The following is an 18,991-nucleotide window of genomic DNA, read 5'->3' as shown; positions in this document are numbered from 1 at the left end:
TTAATATTTAGTTATCAATAGATAAACCGGGAAAAACGAAAATTGTTTAGTAGAACTATTTAATTCCTCAATGTGTCCTGCGCTTTTTTAAATTCATAAGGAGTCATTCCTGTCTTTTTCTTAAAAAGGTTATATAAAATTGGAGCGCTATTAAATCCGGACTCATCAGCGATGGCACGTATAGTATAGTTAGGATATTTTTTCATTAGTTTAATCGCATAATTAATGCGCAGTCCGTTGATGTACCCATTGAAATTAGTTCCGGTGCATTCTCTTATCATCCGGGCAAAACGTGCATTATTCAGATGTACAATCTGTGCCAAATCTTCTCTTGAGAGCTCTGGAGAGAGATATAGCTGTTTCTGAACGACTGTATGATTTAATTCCTGGAATATTTTCTTGTTCTCCTCTTCTTCCCCACTTTCTTTGTCTGTTTCGTCCAAAAGTTCATCCTGTTCCTCTGGAGAAATCAATTCAGGTTCCAGTTCTGATGAAACCTCCTGTTCCTCGTACACTTCCAATAACTGATTACCATCTTTTTTATTGGCAAATTTCTCGTTTATCAGTTTGGCAAGCATCCTGTTTTTATACTCGATTATATGGTTGAAACGCCACAAACGCCAAAGTATAAACAGGGTCAGCACTACAATACACGCCAAAAAGCAGAGTGAAACATTCCTTATTTTTAGCTGTGAGGCTTGCTCGGCGATGTATTCTTCTTTTTCGGAAGCACCGTACATCGCGTTCAATTCTAATGCAGCATTTTTCCTGTCGTTACTGTTAATGCTATCCGTTATCGCAATGATGGTTTCACGTATTTCTGCGGCTTCTTTATAACGATTCAGACCCCAATATGCTTGCACTTCCTTATTAAGTACAGCAAGATATTGAGCGTTCAAGGTATCTCGTTGTGTCCTCAACAGTTCTTTAAAGTCCTTACTGTTGTCTAGTACTTTCTCATATTGTTTGGAAAGAATCAAATAAGGAATCGAATACATCTTGCCATCCGGAGTATGAGATTCTTTCATTGCCAGATATTTTTGATAATATCCTTCTGCTTGCGCATATTTCTTTTCTAAATAAGAGATATAGGCCAATTTTGCATATAAATAACTATATTGACCATCAATGTAACCTTCGGGAACCTCCGGTACTTTCTCTAATTTTTTAAGAAGTTTTTCGCGTTCATAAGCAAGAGCCAAAGCTTCATCAATACGGGAATCTGTCATTAAGAATCCCATCTCTGTTCCATAATAATAGGAAAGCAGCATCATTTCTCTCACATCCTTTGACCCACGCAGTAATTCAATCGTACGGTCAAAATAATTATACGCCTCATCTTTCAATGACAACCTCCAATTATTCTCCCCTATGCAAAAAAGTAATCTGGCTTCCGCCTCTCTGTCTTTCAGCTTTTGCGCCTGCACAATTCCATTGAGAGCATATTGCATACTCTCATTATATTTACTCATTAAAGATGAAAGTTCAGCCAAATAAACCGTCATCTTCAACATGTGCTTGGGTTCTCTTTGAGAGATAGAATCAAGCAAGTATGACTTCCTTGCATACATAAAAGCTAGTTTATTCATATACATATTACGATATGACAAACTGCGCAATTCATTAATCAGACGCAGAGGGAAGGCTCTTCTGGATTCTGCCTCATCCAATAACTGTAAAGCACGTTTGGGGTTGGATATATAAATATCTCTGATATATTTTTCTGTATATAAAGAGTCATTATTTATAATTTTATCAGCCCTCGAAAATTGATTGTGTACAAATAGAAGCACAAAAATACATACCCAAAAACGCATAAAACTCTTAATCGTGTTTAATCATTAATGATCCAAAGGTATGTATTTTCTATAGAACGTACAGACACAATTTAAATTTGCAAAATAAAAATAAGAAACATTAGCTAAACATATTAGAGATGTAACGTGGTTCCAAATCAGCTATTCATCTGAATTACAGCCCCAACGCTTTACCCAATCGCCCTTCAAGGCACACACTTAAGTCAGTTGTTACAAACTTCCCATTATAAAAAAGAGTAAATATAGTAGCCGGAGTAGGTGCGTTTTGCGCCTGTTCCATACTTTCTAATTCAATTATTCTCAATGGAATATCTTTGCTCTCAGCGGCACTGACTAAAGAACCGCGAACGTGAAACTCCGTAAACGGGCAGCGATGGGTATAATAAACGACTATTCCATCCTTATCCGGACACTCACCGCTCAACACGTAATCATTAAAAGAAGGATCAGGAGCAGCCGGGTTTAGTTTCAAACTTAAAAGGCTGAATCCGTAAGGGAGTTTTTCTATTGTTTGGAAACCTTGTCGCAACAGCCATTTCGTGTCACTCATAAAATGAAATTTAGAAGTGCCCACCACTGTGACAAGCCCATCTTTCCCCTGCGATTTTGCATCATCAATGGCAGACTGCAATAATGCCTTACCATGTCCGCAACCTTTATATTTACCTGACACCCAGAAACAGTTTATCATCAGATAATTGGGAGCATTCACCGGAACCCATGCTTTTTCAGCAGGACCGTATTCGATAAACACTTTTGCCCGTTCATCAATACGTCTGAACACATAGCCGTTATCGAACTCTTTCTTCAGCCATTCTTTTTTGAGTTCATAACTATCCTTGCATTTCTTATCTGAAAAAGCACAGCATATATGTTCGTTTGCAATATTCTCCTTTGTCAAAGTGATGTAATTGTTTTCCATAATATTCTATTTAATTAATAGGTTAAACAAATAACAGTTCGATATTCACTCATTGTTATGAGTTGGTAGAAAATCGCCAAGCTAATATCCTGCTACTTTTAGTTCCCTGCTGCATTCGAATAACTTTATATTCGGACACATTCACCGATTTTAATTTAGCATATAACTTTTCCAGATTTTTTTCTTTAGAAACCAAACTCGTAAACCATCCGCAGTTCTTCTGATATTTTTGGCTCTCGGAAATCATATTCAATAAGAAACGTACTTCTCCGCCCTCGCACCAAAGTTCATTCGCACTCCCGCCGAAATTTAGCTGCACTTTATTTATCTTCGTACCTTTCAGACTGCTTAATTTGCGTAACGTTCCGTCTTCCGCCTCTTCACGCGAACTATGAAACGGAGGATTGCATATTGTCACATCAAAATACTCATCAGGCATAATAATTCCATCGAAAATCTTCTTACTATCTTTCTGAAGTCGCAAGTCAATCTTATGAGCCAACACAGGGTTGCAAGTCACTATCTTTCGTGCATTTTCTATCGAAACCGGATCAATATCAGTACCAACGAAGGTCCATCCATATTCAGTGTGTCCTATGATCGGATAAATGCAATTTGCACCTACCCCAATATCCAGACATCTACATTTAGACTTCTGTCCATTAGCATCTCCTGCCGGTAAATCCGGTGTTGTTCCGTTCGGCTGGATAAGATCGGCAATATAATGAATGTAATCCGCCCTTCCGGGAATAGGCGGACACAAATATTGCTTCGGTATGTCCCAATACCGGATGCCATAATAAGTTACCAATAATGCTTTGTTCAAAGCCTTCACCGCTTGCGGATTAAAAAAGTTTATAGTTTGTATTCCGAGGGGATTGAGCGATACGAATCTCTTTAATGGAGGATAATTTTCCATCAACAATGGAAAATCATACTGACCATTGTGCTTATTTCTTATATGTAACTCACCTTTTTTTGCCATGCGGGCAAAGATACAGAGAATTTTCCTGCCTACAAATTCTTCTTAACTCTTATCCTAACACTCTTCTGAATATCATATATAATATTCTACCATTTCAATCAGCCCGGCGCGTAAAGTATACTTAGTTGCTTCATATACATTATTCACACCCAACTTCCGGAAAATATTCTTTTTGTGGGTGATAATAGTATGAATGCTTGAGGTTCTTTCCAATGCTATTTCTTTCACAGATTTCCCATGTGCTATCAATTTAAGAATGTCAATCTCTGTAACAGTCAAAACAGAATGAATTTCCGGTTTGTCGGAACCGATTATCAATAAATTGGTTATCTGATGACAAAGAAATCGTTCCCCGTGTGCTGTACACATCAATGCAGAATGAATTTCCTCACCGGAGTTCTCTTTCAAAATCATACCAATATTCCTTTCTATACTCATCCTACGAATAAAGTCTTCGCTCAATTCATTGGAAAACAATATCCAACGAACTCTCGGAAAACGTTTTTCTATAATAAGAAACTCTTCTATACCATTGATGTCAAACAGTGTATAGTCAAGTATAACGACACTGTCATTACATTCTACCAATGCAAGCATGAGCTCTTTCTTGTCTGTCACATCTATCATGCGACATCCACTGAATATAGCGGAAATATATCCATGCATTCCCATTCTGGTTATATCCTGATTATCTGCTATGATAAATGTAATGTCAGTGTTCATTGTTATTCTGATTTTTAAATTCAACGGATATTTTTCAAACGCATATTGCAGCCCGGAGACACGGAGGTATCATCGTTCTTTATTAGCTACATCAAACCACAAACGGGTAGTAATCTCATCTGCTCCCTGATGGGATATGGCAATCTGATACTGCTTACCATTCAGTGATTGTTCCGTTACGGGATAAAAAAAGCGACGAGGTAACTCTCCGGAACCCAAAACGGAATCGGGACCAGGGATAAGCTGGGGATAACCGAGCCTGCGCCAGTCAGTGAAAGCATCGGGTCCCTGTCCATAATAAGCGATCCACTTCTGCCAGCCGATAGATTCATACCAATGTGCGGCGTCGAACCGAATTGCCTCCTGCTGTAAATAGGAATCGATTATACGATTGTCTATAATGCCAAACTGATTCAATGAAGCAGTAATAGCTTCGCGGTAGAGCGTTTCCGCATCAGCCGTTATCCAGCCGCGTGCAGCGGATTCTGCAAAGATAAACAAGACCTCGGCATACGTATAAAATACAGCCGGAGAGCTATCTTTCAAAAAATAAGTACCGGGACGGGAAACTTTATTAAATCCCTGATTATTAGCGGCATCAGCAGATAAGGAATTGGCAGCTCCTACATAGTTTTTCACACTTTCGTCTTGAGGTAGCTGGGCTAAAATTCCAATTCTCGGATCATTCCATTCATTCAGTTTATCAATCAACGTTTTTGATACCCGCTGATCATCACGTGAATTGAAAGCAGATGCCCATGGATTCCATTGTGGTGAAGAAGTAAAAACAAAACGGGCTATAGCATCATTGCTATCTATTACACTGTTACGATTATCCCAAAGGGAAGCAATAACCCGACGCGCTGTATCCTCATCCCGGTCAGCTAATTCAAGGGCGATACGTAGCCGTAGGGAGTTGGCCAATTGTTTCCAGCGGGTAATATCATTTCCGTAAATCAAATCCCCTTCTACCGTTCCTCCTGTGGTAGAAAGCAACTGGTCAGCAGCAATCAACTCCTCCAAAAGCCCGCGCAAAACAGTCTCTTGCGAATCATAAGAGGGTGTTACACTTTGTGCATATTCACTGTATGGTATATTTCCATACAGATTGGTCAGCAACAGGTAAACCCACGAACGCCACACTGTAGCTATCCCTCGATAATTATCATTTCCGAGTTCCGAACTGATAATAGCATTCAAGTCAGTTATTAGCGTTGCATAGCCGGTGTCCCACGTAGTGGTAAAGCTACCATTATCCACATTATAGCAATCTGGCTCTGTATATTGTATTTTAGCCCAATGTTGCACCCACAACAGAGTCGAATTATAGTTCGTACTACTTCCCCAATAAAGATTGGCGGCATGATACTGTGCAGCGGCAAGTAAATAAGCCGGCTGTGGATTTTCAGTGGCATTGGGGTTGCGGTTGATATCAGTCAATTCATCATCACACGATGATAGAGAAATGGCAACCACTTGTACCCATATTATATATAAAAAATATATTCTTCTTTTCATCTTATCCTATTATTTAAAGGTTCACATTTAGAATTTCACGGAAAGGTTCACACCAAAGGAACGTGTTGTAGGCAATGAATAGGCTTCTACTCCTTGTGCATTTCCAGTAGTCAAAGCCGATTCCGGATCTATATTAGGGACGCTCTTATAAATAGTCCACAAGTTACGTCCCGTCAGTGTAACGGAAGCTTCTTGCAAATGCAGTTTCTGCGTCCACAAGCGAGGTAGACGGTAACTCAAAGCGACTTCTCGTAGTTTCACGTAAGAAGCATCATATACATTAGCTTCAGCAATACTGTAAATACGATGGTAGTATTTCTCGGCAGATACAACCTCTTCGTTCTTAGAACCACTTTCCGTCACTCCTTCTACCATAATGCCATCCTGATACACACGGGTGGATTGCCCATTGACCTGGGCATAGTAAAGTCCATCAGAGGATACGGAATAAGAAGGAGATTCTGGTAATCGTACATTGTTACCCATGGCGTCAGTATAATACCACAAGCCACCGTGCTCGGCATCCCGGCCCGATAATGTGTTAGCTAATACACCGGTATATTTTCCAGTTTTATTAGTGTTGGAAAAAATAGAACCACCTACACTTGCATCTATCAGAAAAGAAAGACTTAACGAACGATAACTGAAAGTGTTACTGATACCGCCTGTCCAGTCGGGCGTAAACTTCCCCAACGTTTTATTAGTGGTCGAAATCTTAGGCAGACCGTTAGCATCCACCACAACGTTTCCATTAGCATCACGCACGTATGAAGTGCCGAACAGGGTTCCATAAGCTTCGCCCACTGAAGCCAGTATCTGAATACCAGACGAGTAGAGCTGGTAACTCGTAATCAAACCTTCATCATCCAATTTGACAACCTTGCTGCTGTTGGCACCATAATTCAAATCCAGATTCCAACGAAACCCTTTCGATGTTTGTATAGGAACAGCGCCCAATTGTATTTCATAGCCACGATTACGGATATGTCCGGCATTACGCACCTGCGACGTGTACCCACTGGCAGCAGTAGTAGCTAGTTTCAATATTTGATTACGACTATCGGTCTTATAGTAAGTGAAATCCAAGTATAGGCGATTGTCCCAAAAAGCCGCCTCGAAACCAGCTTCTATAGATGACGTATTCTCCGGTTTTAGATTCGGATTCATACCAATGGTAGAAGAACTTTGAAGTGGATTCCCATTGAAAGCTGTTTCTGAAGTAAAGACCGTTGCCAATTGATAAGGATTGGCATCTGCTCCCACTTGAGACCATCCTCCACGTATTTTTAGGTAGTTAACTGCTTTACTTCTCCACCCGAAAGCTTCAGAAAGCAACACACTAGCCGTCACCGAAGGATAGAAATAAGAATTGTTGTCCACAGGTAGTGTAGACGACCAATCGTTCCGTCCTGTTATATTCAAGAAAGCCCAACGACGGTAATCCAGTTGTATGGAACCGTAAAGACCATATTGCCGTAAACGGTAGAAATCATTGGACGAAGTGAGCGGATCACGCGAGTTAGTCAATGTATAAAGATCAGCAACCGCCAAACGGGGAACAGCCTGATAATTATTCTCATATTGTTTGTTACGTACATTAAAACCCAGAAGAGCGTCAATTCCCCAATTTTTATTCAACTGTTTGATATAAGTCGCCAATACTTCTGTGTTATTCTCTTTCACCGTATAGGCATCTTCAGCATAACTGCCGTAAGGCGAACCGGCACCTGCACTCCCCCATTTTACTTTGGATTTCCTCCGGTCATTATACCAGTCGGTACTAGTACGGAAACGCACATTCAACCCATCTGTCAGACGGAATTCGGCATGCAGATCACCTATCAGACGATGACGTTCCTGACTCTGTGTATTATAAGAAGCACTCCAAAAAGGATTGTCGTAATAGCTTGAATTCCAGTTGCGAGTATAGTCCGCCTTCAATGAGTTCGTATCCACTTGACGTCCGAACCACAAGAACTGAAGCATAGGACTGTTAGAACGTACGTTACTACCCGAGGGGGTAGCTGACCCCGGTAAACTGGGAGCTGTATAAACGATGTAATTGGCCGTAGCTCCCACCACAATCCATTTTGCCAGATGGTAATCCGTATTTAAGCTGATATTCGTCTTATTAGTTCCAGCATCAGGAACGATACTGACTTGTTTTTCGTAGTTATATCCTACACGGAACTGGTATTTGTCGTCTCCACGGGCAATAGAAATACCGTTGTTTGTAGAAATACCCATGCGAAAATAATCGCGTACATTGTTGGGATGGGATACCCAAGGAGTAGCCACACGATTACCGTCAGCGTCCAATGGGCTATCGAACTGAGGAATCAACAAACCAATATCAAGACGTGGCCCCCAGCTTTCGTCTACCCCATCATTCACACCTGCACCCTTGCCATCTACATAACTGAACCGTCCCCCTGCCCCTTGTCCAAAAAGATTTTGAAACTCCGGCAAGGTAGCAACAAAAGAGACTTGCGTGGAAGAATGTAATGTAATCCCTATCCCTTTCTGCCTTTTGTCTCCTCCCTTAGTAGTGATGACAATAGCACCGTGAGCAGCACGCGCACCATAAAGGGCAGCGGCATTCGGACCTTTCAATACAGTAAGTGTTTTTATGTCTTCCGGATTCAGGTCTGCTATTGCATTTTTAAAATCACGTCCGCTGGAACGTGCATTAAGCTGCGAATTATCCACTGGGATTCCATCCACAATAAAAAGCGGTTGATTCTCACCTGCAATAGAAGTTTCACCACGAATAACAATGCGACTGGAACCAACATCTCCTTGTGTATTGGTAATACGCACACCGGCTATCTTACCACTCAACGAATTTAACAGATTATTATCTTTCCCTTGCACCAAAGCATCCTGTTTTACTTCCTGTGCCGTATAGCCCAATGCCTTTTTCTCGCGTGAAATACCCAAAGCCGTTACTACTACCTCATCCAGCAGATGCGTATCACTCTTCAGTGTTACCGATACCTGTGGTGCAATAGCTACCTCTTTTGCCATCAGACTAATGTAAGAGATTAGCAGCCGGGTGGCTGATGGCGGGAGTCCACTCAGTTCAAATCTCCCGTTGACATCAGTTACGGTACCCAATGCAGTTCCTTTTACTATAACTGAGGCACCGATAACCGGCTCCCCATCTTCTTCTGTGGTGACGATGCCCCGCACTGTTGTCACCTGTGCTGCCCCTTGTATCACTCCTATTGCAAGAGCAAGCAAAAATAAATGAATCCTTTTACCCATTATTGTTTACTGTTAAAATGATGGGGCAAAGGTATTAGATATATACAAACTGATAAATCCCGTATGAATGGCATTTTATATACCATATTTGCGGTATATTTACAGTTTCGTATATGACTTTTGGATTTTTGCTTCTAATCCTTTTTATTATCCAAAGCCTGTCTGACATCGTCAAACAGATCATCCACATCCTCCAAACCAATTGAGAAACGGATAGTCGTATCCAACACATCCATGTCCTGTCGCTGTTTATCAGTAAACGGTCCAAAAATAGTACTTGCAGGATGAATAGCAAGCGTCTTATTGTCAAACAAGTTAGTAGCGCGACGTATCAATTTCAGTCGGTTGATGAAAGCAAAGCATGCCTCTTTACTTTCCAGGTCTATCGTAATCATAGCACCGGCAGTCGGACCAAACTGTCTTTGTGCCAAAGCATAGTATGGATTATCCTTCAGCCCCACATAATTCACACGTTTGACAGCAGATAATATGCGAAGCTTACCAGCCAACATAGCGGCATTGGCAGACTGTATCCGATATCGCGCGTCCAATGTTTCCAATCCGATAGTATGCATATAGGCCACATGAGGAGTCATATAAGCTCCCAGATTGAGTAACATCTCTGTACGCATACGTTTACCGAATCCCGGACATGTACCATAATCAATTACTAAACCACCAATGGAAGTGGCTCCCCCTGATAAATATTTGGTACTGGAAACCACTTCAATATCTACCCCTAAGCTATGTGAATCGAATTCTGTGAAAGGAATAAGCGTAGTATCAACGATGAGAGGAATTCCCCTTTCATGAACTATCCGTGAGAGCGCCTGTAAATCCGCCACTTCCATCTGCGGATTGGTGATAATCTCCATATAAATGCAGCAGGTATTACTGTCTACTGCTTTCTCTACTGCTCCAATGTCTGTCAAATCACACAATCTAGGTTCCACCCCGAAGCGGGACAATGTACCAGCAATAAACGAATAAGTATTACCAAACAAATGACGCGATGTAACTATATTCTTTCCTGCAGCTGCAATTGAAAATAATGTATTACTAATAGCCGCCATACCGGAATTGAGGGCTATGACTTCTGCTGCCCCCGTAAGTTCCTTCACCTTATTCTCAAAAAAAGTCACTGTGGGATTCATCACTCTGGAGTAATCCGGAGCATCTGTCCGCCCGCAAAAAGCATCAGCCATGTCATCGGCATTGTCAAATTCATAAGCCGCTGTATGGTAAACCGGCATACTGATAGAATTGTAAGCATCTCTTCTTTGGAACTGCGTATGAATCGCTTGGGTCTGTTTTTTCATCATTCTATTCATTAATATTATAACTATCAAATCTCGTACAATAAGAACAAAGGTAGATATAAAAACTGAAATCTGACAGTAGATAAAAACAGATATTTAACTGATAATAAGCATTTTGGAATAATATTCTTTAAACCGATAAATTCAATCTAAAAAAAGAGTGTTTATTCTAAAATAAACAGTTCAAATAGTGTTATTTTCTATTTCAACAGAAACCGCCCCTTTTTATGCTTATCTTATTCACATACACAAAATAAAAAATCCCCGTAAAGTACTACTTTACAGGGATTTATCTATTAATTGAAGCGGAGAGACAGGGATTCGAACCCCGGGTACCTCGCAGTACAACGGTTTTCAAGACCGCCGCAATCGACCACTCTGCCACCTCTCCAAAACTCCTTTATCAGAAGTGCTTTTCGTTGAAAGCGGTGCAAAGATACGAATCATTTTTAAATCTGCAAACATTCTGATATTTTTTTCGCGAATTAATCGTATTTTTGCAGTTCATTAGTAAGAACAGAAATATGATATACCCTCAAAACTTTGAGCAAAAGATAGGATTCGACCAGATCAGACAGTTACTAAAAGATAAGTGTCTTAGCACTTTAGGCGAAGAAAGAGTCACAGACATGACCTTTTCCGAACAACATGAAGAAGTAGAGGAGAAATTAAACCAGGTAACAGAGTTTGTCCGTATCATTCAGGAAGAAGACGGATTTCCCGATCAATTTTTCTTTGATGTCCGCCCTTCACTAAAGCGAGTGCGGATAGAAGGAATGTATCTGGACGAGCAAGAACTATTCGACCTGCGCCGTTCGTTAGAAACCATCCGTGACATTGTACGCTTTCTCCATCGAAATGAAGATGAAGAAGAGAACGACACCCCCTACCCCAGTCTGAAACGACTGGCAGGAGATATAGCCGTTTTCCCTCAACTGATAGGAAAAATAGACGGCATCCTTAACAAATATGGAAAAATCAAGGATAATGCTTCCACCGAATTAGCCCGTATACGTCGCGAGCTTGCCAGTACGATGGGAAATATTTCCCGCTCGTTAAACAGCATCCTGCGCAGCGCACAATCCGAAGGATACGTAGATAAAGACGTAGCTCCCACCATGCGTGACGGACGTTTGGTGATCCCCGTCGCACCCGGACTCAAACGAAAAATCAAAGGTATTGTACACGATGAATCCGCCAGCGGAAAAACAGTGTTTATAGAACCGGCAGAAGTCGTAGAAGCCAACAACCGTATTCGTGAACTCGAAGGCGACGAACGACGCGAAATCATTCGCATCCTTACCGAGTTTTCAAACGTGCTCCGTCCGTCCATCCCGGAAATTCTTCAATCATACGAATTTCTGGCAGAAATAGATTTTATCCGCGCGAAAAGCTATTTCGCCATACAGACCAATAGTCTGAAACCCGCCATAGAGAATGAGCAACTACTGGACTGGACAATGGCTGTGCATCCTTTATTACAACTTTCACTTGCCAAACACGGAAAGAAAGTCGTACCACTGGATATAGAACTGAATCAAAAACAACGTATTCTTATTATATCCGGTCCGAATGCCGGAGGTAAGTCCGTCTGCCTCAAAACAGTCGGTTTACTGCAATATATGTTGCAATGCGGTATGCTCATTCCCTTGCACGAACGCAGTCACGCCGGTATATTCAGCAGCATCTTTATCGATATTGGTGATGAGCAATCTATTGAAGACGATTTGAGTACCTACTCTTCTCACCTGACCAATATGAAAATCATGATGAAGAGTTGCAACGAACGAAGCCTCATCCTGATTGACGAGTTCGGTGGAGGTACGGAACCGCAAATTGGAGGTGCTATTGCTGAAGCCGTCCTGAAACGTTTCAACCAGAAAGGAACATTCGGAGTCATCACCACCCACTACCAGAATCTGAAACATTTTGCCGAAGATCATGAAGGAGTAGTGAACGGAGCCATGCTTTACGACCGCCATCTCATGCAAGCACTTTTCCAGCTACAAATCGGAAATCCCGGAAGTTCGTTTGCCGTAGAAATCGCACGAAAAATCGGATTGCCGGAAGATGTCATTGCAGATGCTTCGGAAATCGTAGGAAGTGAATATATCAATGCCGACAAATACCTTCAGGACATCGTGCGCGACAAGCGTTACTGGGAAGGAAAACGTCAAACTATCCGTCAACGGGAAAAGCACATGGAAGAAACCATTGCCCGCTACCAAACGGAAATGGAAGAGTTGCAGAAATCACGGAAAGAGATCATCCGGCAAGCAAAAGAAGAAGCAGAACGAATGCTTCAGGAATCCAATGCACGCATTGAAAACACAATACGCACAATCAAGGAAGCACAAGCTGAAAAGGAAAAGACACGCCAGGCACGTCAGGAACTGACAGACTTCCGTACTTCTTTAGATGCGCTGGCTTCTAAAGAGCATGAAGAGAAGATTGCACAGAAAATGAAGAAATTAAAGGAGAAACAAGAACGGAAGAAAAATAAGAAAAACGAACCGAAAGCCGCAGTCTCTTCCCCGTCAAGTGCTCCTAAAGTAGTGCCGATTGCAGTAGGTGAAAATGTAAAAATCAAAGGACAGACAAGTGTCGGCCAAGTGATGGAAATCAATGGTAAAAATGCGACCGTTGCTTTTGGAAGCATAAAAACGACCGTAAAAATAGACCGTTTGGAACGTACTAATAATGCACCCAAGACGGAAGGAATCGCCAAAAGCACCTTTGTCAGTAGCCAGACACACGATCAGATGTACGAAAAGAAGCTTAGTTTCAAACAGGACATCGATGTGCGTGGAATGCGTGGAGACGAAGCTCTGCAAGCGGTCACCTATTTTATTGATGACGCCATATTAGTCGGCATGGACCGTGTACGCATCCTTCACGGCACAGGAACGGGAATACTTCGTACATTAATCCGCCAGTATCTGGCCACTGTACCGGGAGTGAGCCACTATGCAGACGAACATGTGCAGTTTGGCGGTGCCGGAATCACAGTAGTCGATTTTGACTAACCTGTAAACAAAACGTCCAAAGAACTTGTTCTCATTTAGAAAACCACTACCTTTGTTACAGTGGTTTTCTAAAACGAGAATAAAGCATGAAGAATAATCTGTTAAGCGAAAAGCTTATTTACACAGGAGACAGTCTTACTCCTACCCACTTACATCTTTGTACTTACAATGCTACCGAGATGCAGGAAAGCGCCAACGACACCTTTCAAGCCATCAAGGGAACACTGAACAGCGATCGGATCAATTGGCTACAAATACACGGAATGAAAGATACGGAGACTATCCGTGAAATTTGCAGTCATTTTGAAATAGACTTCCTAGTCCTGCAAGATATACTGAATGCGGATCATCCTACCAAGATAGAAGAGCATGACAAATACATCGTCCTAATCTTAAAAATATTCTACCCCAACGAACATAAAGAAGAAGACGAACTGGACGAGTTGCTCCAACAGCAAGTTTGTCTTATTCTAGGTAATAACTACGTACTTACTTTCCTCGAAAAAGAAACCGACTTCTTCGATGATGTCAGTTCCGCTCTGCGCAATGATGTCCTGAAGATACGCAGCCGCCAGACTGATTATCTACTTAGCGTGCTGCTCAACAGCATCATGGGAAACTATATTTCAACAATCTCTTCCATTGATGACGCACTCGAAGATTTGGAAGAAGAACTGCTCACCATCACCAGTGGTGATGACATCGGAATTCAGATTCAGGCATTACGACGCCAATATATGCTGATGAAAAAATCCATCCTTCCACTAAAAGAACAATATATCAAGTTACTACGGGCAGAAAACCTGCTCATTCACAAAGTGAACCGTGCCTTTTTCAATGATGTAAACGACCACTTGCAATTTGTATTACAGACCATTGAGATCTGCCGGGAAACTCTTTCCTCATTAGTCGATCTGTACATCTCCAACAATGATTTACGTATGAACGACATCATGAAGAGGTTAACCATCGTATCCACCATCTTTATCCCTTTGACATTTCTGGTCGGAGTATGGGGAATGAATTACAAATGGATGCCCGAGCTCGAATGGCAATACGGGTATTTATTTGCCTGGATTGTAATGGCAATTATCGGTATTATTGTATATTTGTACTTCAGAAAAAAGAAATGGTATTAACAAAAACACATCATCAGTCATGAAATCGATAAAAGAGCTATATAGAATAGGCACAGGACCTTCCAGTAGCCACACTATGGGACCGCGTAAAGCTGCCGAAATGTTTCTGGAACGTCATCCGGATGCTGCATCTTTTAAAGTAACCCTTTACGGCAGTTTAGCTGCTACAGGCAAAGGACACATGACGGATGTAGCCATTATAGACACTTTGCAACCCACTGCCCCGGTAGAAATTGTGTGGCAGCCCAAAGTCTTTCTACCGTTCCATCCGAACGGAATGACATTTGCGGCTTTGGATAGCAACGATAAAGTGCAGGAGAATTGGACTGTTTATAGCATCGGTGGTGGTGCACTAGCAGAAAATAATGACAATCCAACCATCGAAAGCCCCGATGTATATGGTATGGAAAACATGACTGAAATACTCCAATGGTGTGAAGATACCGGAAAAAGTTATTGGGAATACGTAAAGGAATGTGAGGAAGAAGATATATGGGACTACCTGGCTGAAGTATGGGCTACCATGAAAGATGCCATTCACCGTGGACTCGAAGCAGAGGGCGTACTACCCGGACCACTAAATCTCCGGCGGAAAGCTTCCACTTATTACATACGTGCTACCGGATACAAACAATCCCTGCAATCCAGAGGGCTCGTCTTCTCTTATGCTTTAGCCGTAAGTGAAGAAAATGCTTCCGGTGGCAAAATAGTAACCGCTCCTACCTGTGGCTCCTGCGGAGTCATGCCCGCCGTACTTTATCATCTTCAAAAAAGCCGTGACTTTAGCGATATACGCATTTTACGTGCGTTAGCCACTGCCGGTTTGTTTGGCAACATCGTCAAATTCAACGCATCCATTTCCGGAGCAGAAGTAGGTTGTCAGGGAGAAGTAGGTGTTGCCTGCGCAATGGCTTCGGCTGCCGCCAATCAATTGTTCGGGGGCAGCCCTGCACAAATTGAGTATGCAGCAGAAATGGGCTTGGAACACCATCTGGGAATGACTTGCGACCCGGTATGCGGATTGGTACAAATTCCCTGCATCGAACGAAATGCATACGCCGCCGCACGTGCGCTGGATGCTAATCTTTATTCAGCTTTTACCGATGGCATGCACCGTGTCTCTTTCGACAAAGTAGTGCAAGTGATGAAACAGACCGGACATGACCTACCGTCACTCTATAAAGAAACAAGTGAAGGAGGATTGGCCAAGGATTACAAACAAATGTAATTATAAAAAGCAACGGACCATTCCTTTTATAGAAATAGTCCGTTGTCATTTTTATGATTAAAAATTATTCAGTTGGCGGCCAATTCGTATCATCTCCGTTACTGATATCTTTCTCATGTATCAATCCACCATCCTGCGTGAAATAAAGCGAGTAGCGCTGGCTACCTTGTTTCACCTGAATCACAGATTCCATCGGATTCTGTGGAAATGTCAACACATATACATCTGTCACTACCCACGCGTTATATTTAGAATCTATAAAAGCCGTATAAACAGCCGGCACCAACTGATCAATACTGTTCAGTTCATTTTCTGTCATCACCCAGTTGGCATTAGCATCAAACCAGACTTCCAATTCATCATTGCTCACCCAACAGTCAGCTACATAATAAGCACCTTTCATCTCCCATTCTATATTCTGGGCAGCCGGATATACCTGTTTCAAGGCCTCCGTAATATTACTGGGCGGAACAAAAGTATCATCATCGTCATTATCACATGCGCCGAAAGAAAGGGCAGTCATAAGCAACACTACTGCCCATGCGCTAAACTTAAATCTCCACATAGTTATCTTCTTGTTTAGGTCTATTTACTGCAACTTGTTAATCATCAGCCTTGATAAATTTTCCTTTCTTATCAAATTTGAAAGAAAGCCCGGTAGACAATTCAATCTCATACCCTTTGCGGTCACGTTCCACTTTTGTCACTCCTTCATTCACAAAATTATGCGCTTTCAGGTAGTTGACAGCAAATCCCGGAACAATACTAACAGGAACAGTTTGTCCTTTCTTAGCACTTACCTCTTCCCAGTTTCCTTTACTGTCAAAATCAATTTCCGTACCATCCATCAATACCACTTCATACTTGGTAGATTCCATCATATCCTTATCAATTTTGATATGGGCAACCTGTGGTTTTGTAAAATTACTATTGATAAAATTACGTGCCGGAAGCGGCAACTGATTCATGTCTTTAGTTATCACATCTTTTGCGAATGAAAACTGCACGGCTACCAGAGCCAGTACAAGTAGAGATCGAAATTTCTTCATAATCGTTATTCTTTTAGCGTTAATACTATACTTTATTCTATGCTACAAATAACGATACAGATTCCGGAAAGATTTAGGAATATTATGAGTTTGCTCTTTTTTTGTATTCTTTAACCATCTATTCTATTTTCCACTCCCCTATGGTACAACGTTCCCTTAAAACGCAATATACCAACGATCCTCACAGACAGTTGGTATATTTCACATATAGATACATATCAGTTTTTACACCGATACGAGGGTCAAGTTAAAAATATACCGCTGTACGATTTCTAACCTGCAAAATGTAGGGATTTCATGAGTTTATCATGAATCTAGGGACCTACATATTTCTTCATTTCAACATTTATCTTATACCATCCCAATGCATTACTACCACCCACTCTTTCGGTTGGTAAGTTCCGTGAAAACGGTGCGGAATCGTAGCAACCACCAAATCACAATTGGAAGCTAATACGGTTCTTAATTCCTTTAGCAACATATCCATTCGAACAATTAAATGAAGATACTTCATCATACACCGTATCACCCGTACATACTGATAAATGCACATATCCTCTCCCCGTCTTATCTCACTCAGTGTATTGGGAGAAATAGCAAATTCGCTGGAAAAGAAACTGTTACTGAAAATACGATCCGTTCCCATTAAAGCCAATACCAAATTGCTTAAAAACTCGTATGGTTTCTGTTTTTCTTTTGCCATGTCATTCTATGATTAATAATTTATAATATTTCAGTTTTTATTACTTTATCAAATATTGTCCACATAGGGAAACAATTAGCGATCCACTGCTAAAATCAACTGTCACTGACACTATTCACAAAAAAGCATATTACGTGAGCTTCCTGCATTTTTTCGAGCACACAAATTTTCGTCCCTAAAAAAGCAACGAGAGTTTATCTACTGGATACAAGCAAGTTATAAATCTCACACACCTCTTCTTTCCCCCACCAACGTGCCCTCCTTTCAAAAGGACAAAAGGACAAAAATCCCCTATGGTACTATAAAAATTCCAATGCCAACGACGAAGCCTATTAGTTGGGAAAGGAATTCCAGAAAGGAGCTCCTTTATTTCCCCGAAATTCGTACAATAATCTTACCTTATTGTCGAATGATTGTATTATTGAAGGCGAAAGCAAACGCGAACAAGATATCGCTCTTCTTTCCAAGCACGGTCCTTTCACTAAATAATCCTTACAATATACGTAATTTCGTTCAAGAGTTGACCAAGCATTTCATGACAGACAAAACGATTCAGGTTGGCGCAAAACACGATTTCAACATTCGTAAGGTAACACGTCTACAAAATCATTTAACATAATAAATATCAGCAATATACCTCATGATTCTTATACTAAGATGAATAAAAACAGTCATATATGTCCTTTTTGTCCTTTTGTCCTTTTGGAGAGTCGGAAAAACATCGGAAGATTTGAAAAAAACATCTCAATGATTGAAATCAAACATTGGGATATTTCGATACAAATCTCCCAATGTTTTTTCTTTATATTTGTGTGTCTAAATACATCACTATACGTAAAATTAGGAAATATCAACGATCTTCACAGACAGTTGATATAGTGGGAAATTCACATCGGCTTTAACCTCCGATGTCAGGGCGTAGATCAGAAATGTACCGTCGTACGATTTCCAATCCACAATGTAGGAGAATCATGCTGTAAACAGCATGAAGCTAGGGACCTACATTTTTTCATCTCACATACGAAACACTCACGTGTTTATTACATCTCAACATTTTCAACATTTATTTTATACCATATCTTTTTCTTGGATAAATCGTTTTATCATACGTATTATCATTAGCATTATTAACTAATATTTCATTGGAGGATATTATTGTAATACTAATTTATATACATCTATTACCTGTTTTGCTATTACATCCCAATTATATAAACTCATATCGTAATCTATCCGACGCAGCCCTTGTTACATCTTCTCTTCTAGTTTTTCTTTTATCTGTTCTACATCCACTA

At 41.0% G+C, this 18,991-nt stretch carries 13 protein-coding genes and 1 tRNA gene; 3 read left to right on the top strand and 11 right to left on the bottom strand.

Annotated elements, in window-relative coordinates; translation table 11 throughout:
• Positions 1 to 59 precede the first annotated feature (59 nt).
• The 8 genes from ACT8YW_RS00070 to ACT8YW_RS00035 form a co-directional block, all read right to left on the bottom strand.
• The gene (locus ACT8YW_RS00070) at positions 60 to 1,817 is read right to left on the bottom strand and encodes a helix-turn-helix domain-containing protein (protein WP_444103593.1); all 1,758 of its coding nucleotides are present in this window, start codon (positions 1,815 to 1,817) and stop codon (positions 60 to 62) included.
• A gap of 154 nt (positions 1,818 to 1,971) precedes the next feature.
• Positions 1,972 to 2,739 (bottom strand): GNAT family N-acetyltransferase, encoded by a 768-nt coding sequence (locus ACT8YW_RS00065; RefSeq protein WP_444103592.1) that lies wholly within the window; start codon positions 2,737 to 2,739, stop codon positions 1,972 to 1,974.
• Positions 2,740 to 2,794: 55 nt separating this feature from the next.
• A complete protein-coding gene (gene rlmF, locus ACT8YW_RS00060) occupies positions 2,795 to 3,724 on the bottom strand; it encodes a 23S rRNA (adenine(1618)-N(6))-methyltransferase RlmF (RefSeq protein ID WP_074638804.1) in 930 nt (309 codons plus the stop codon).
• Positions 3,725 to 3,796: 72 nt separating this feature from the next.
• Positions 3,797 to 4,447 carry a response regulator transcription factor gene (locus ACT8YW_RS00055; RefSeq protein ID WP_004302256.1) on the bottom strand — a complete coding sequence of 217 codons (651 nt, stop codon included), beginning with the start codon at positions 4,445 to 4,447 and terminating at the stop codon, positions 3,797 to 3,799.
• Between the two features lie 69 nt (positions 4,448 to 4,516).
• Entirely contained in the window at positions 4,517 to 5,965 is a 1,449-nt protein-coding gene (locus ACT8YW_RS00050; protein ID WP_009000793.1) for a SusD/RagB family nutrient-binding outer membrane lipoprotein, read from the bottom strand.
• Positions 5,966 to 5,992: 27 nt separating this feature from the next.
• A complete protein-coding gene (locus tag ACT8YW_RS00045) occupies positions 5,993 to 9,232 on the bottom strand; it encodes a SusC/RagA family TonB-linked outer membrane protein (RefSeq protein ID WP_444103591.1) in 3,240 nt (1,079 codons plus the stop codon).
• A 134-nt stretch (positions 9,233 to 9,366) separates the two neighbouring features.
• Complete coding sequence (locus tag ACT8YW_RS00040; RefSeq protein WP_004325403.1) at positions 9,367 to 10,551, bottom strand: PLP-dependent transferase; 1,185 nt, start codon at positions 10,549 to 10,551, stop codon at positions 9,367 to 9,369.
• A gap of 306 nt (positions 10,552 to 10,857) precedes the next feature.
• Positions 10,858 to 10,942 (bottom strand) — tRNA-Ser (locus tag ACT8YW_RS00035).
• Between the two features lie 133 nt (positions 10,943 to 11,075).
• Here ACT8YW_RS00035 and ACT8YW_RS00030 point away from each other — a divergent pair.
• The 3 genes from ACT8YW_RS00030 (at position 11,076) to ACT8YW_RS00020 (ending at position 15,944) form a co-directional block, all read left to right on the top strand.
• Complete coding sequence (locus tag ACT8YW_RS00030) at positions 11,076 to 13,577, top strand: endonuclease MutS2 (protein ID WP_444103590.1); 2,502 nt, start codon at positions 11,076 to 11,078, stop codon at positions 13,575 to 13,577.
• A gap of 86 nt (positions 13,578 to 13,663) precedes the next feature.
• Entirely contained in the window at positions 13,664 to 14,716 is a 1,053-nt protein-coding gene (gene corA, locus ACT8YW_RS00025) for a magnesium/cobalt transporter CorA (protein ID WP_004315191.1), read from the top strand.
• A gap of 19 nt (positions 14,717 to 14,735) precedes the next feature.
• Positions 14,736 to 15,944, top strand: a complete 1,209-nt coding sequence (locus ACT8YW_RS00020; RefSeq protein WP_444103589.1) for an L-serine ammonia-lyase — start codon at positions 14,736 to 14,738, stop codon at positions 15,942 to 15,944.
• Between the two features lie 64 nt (positions 15,945 to 16,008).
• Here the strand turns inward: ACT8YW_RS00020 and ACT8YW_RS00015 are convergent, their stop codons facing one another.
• From ACT8YW_RS00015 to ACT8YW_RS00005, 3 genes are all read right to left on the bottom strand, one after another.
• A complete protein-coding gene (locus ACT8YW_RS00015; protein ID WP_004315193.1) occupies positions 16,009 to 16,509 on the bottom strand; it encodes a PepSY-like domain-containing protein in 501 nt (166 codons plus the stop codon).
• A gap of 37 nt (positions 16,510 to 16,546) precedes the next feature.
• Entirely contained in the window at positions 16,547 to 16,993 is a 447-nt protein-coding gene (locus ACT8YW_RS00010) for a PepSY-like domain-containing protein (protein WP_444103588.1), read from the bottom strand.
• Between the two features lie 346 nt (positions 16,994 to 17,339).
• Positions 17,340 to 17,696 carry a hypothetical protein gene (locus tag ACT8YW_RS00005; RefSeq protein WP_008021509.1) on the bottom strand — a complete coding sequence of 119 codons (357 nt, stop codon included), beginning with the start codon at positions 17,694 to 17,696 and terminating at the stop codon, positions 17,340 to 17,342.
• Between the last annotated feature and the right edge of the window lie 1,295 nt (positions 17,697 to 18,991).

Origin of the sequence: Bacteroides sp., from assembly GCF_052357945.1 — a bacterium.
Lineage (GTDB): Bacteria > Bacteroidota > Bacteroidia > Bacteroidales > Bacteroidaceae > Bacteroides.
This window is presented reverse-complemented; position numbering and strand designations above follow the sequence as displayed.

Excerpts from the sequence above, each read along its gene's own strand:
- ACT8YW_RS00065 (WP_444103592.1), bottom strand. The coding sequence starts at position 2,739 with ATGGAAAACAATTACATCACTTTGACAAAGGAGAATATTGCAAACGAA.
- ACT8YW_RS00045 (WP_444103591.1), bottom strand. The coding sequence starts at position 9,232 with ATGGGTAAAAGGATTCATTTATTTTTGCTTGCTCTTGCAATAGGAGTG.
- ACT8YW_RS00055 (WP_004302256.1), bottom strand. The coding sequence starts at position 4,447 with ATGAACACTGACATTACATTTATCATAGCAGATAATCAGGATATAACC.
- ACT8YW_RS00005 (WP_008021509.1), bottom strand. The coding sequence starts at position 17,696 with ATGGCAAAAGAAAAACAGAAACCATACGAGTTTTTAAGCAATTTGGTA.
- rlmF (WP_074638804.1), bottom strand. The coding sequence starts at position 3,724 with ATGGCAAAAAAAGGTGAGTTACATATAAGAAATAAGCACAATGGTCAG.
- ACT8YW_RS00050 (WP_009000793.1), bottom strand. The coding sequence starts at position 5,965 with ATGAAAAGAAGAATATATTTTTTATATATAATATGGGTACAAGTGGTT.
- ACT8YW_RS00040 (WP_004325403.1), bottom strand. The coding sequence starts at position 10,551 with ATGAAAAAACAGACCCAAGCGATTCATACGCAGTTCCAAAGAAGAGAT.
- corA (WP_004315191.1), top strand. The coding sequence starts at position 13,664 with ATGAAGAATAATCTGTTAAGCGAAAAGCTTATTTACACAGGAGACAGT.
- ACT8YW_RS00070 (WP_444103593.1), bottom strand. The coding sequence starts at position 1,817 with ATGCGTTTTTGGGTATGTATTTTTGTGCTTCTATTTGTACACAATCAA.
- ACT8YW_RS00030 (WP_444103590.1), top strand. The coding sequence starts at position 11,076 with ATGATATACCCTCAAAACTTTGAGCAAAAGATAGGATTCGACCAGATC.
- ACT8YW_RS00015 (WP_004315193.1), bottom strand. The coding sequence starts at position 16,509 with ATGTGGAGATTTAAGTTTAGCGCATGGGCAGTAGTGTTGCTTATGACT.
- ACT8YW_RS00010 (WP_444103588.1), bottom strand. The coding sequence starts at position 16,993 with ATGAAGAAATTTCGATCTCTACTTGTACTGGCTCTGGTAGCCGTGCAG.
- ACT8YW_RS00020 (WP_444103589.1), top strand. The coding sequence starts at position 14,736 with ATGAAATCGATAAAAGAGCTATATAGAATAGGCACAGGACCTTCCAGT.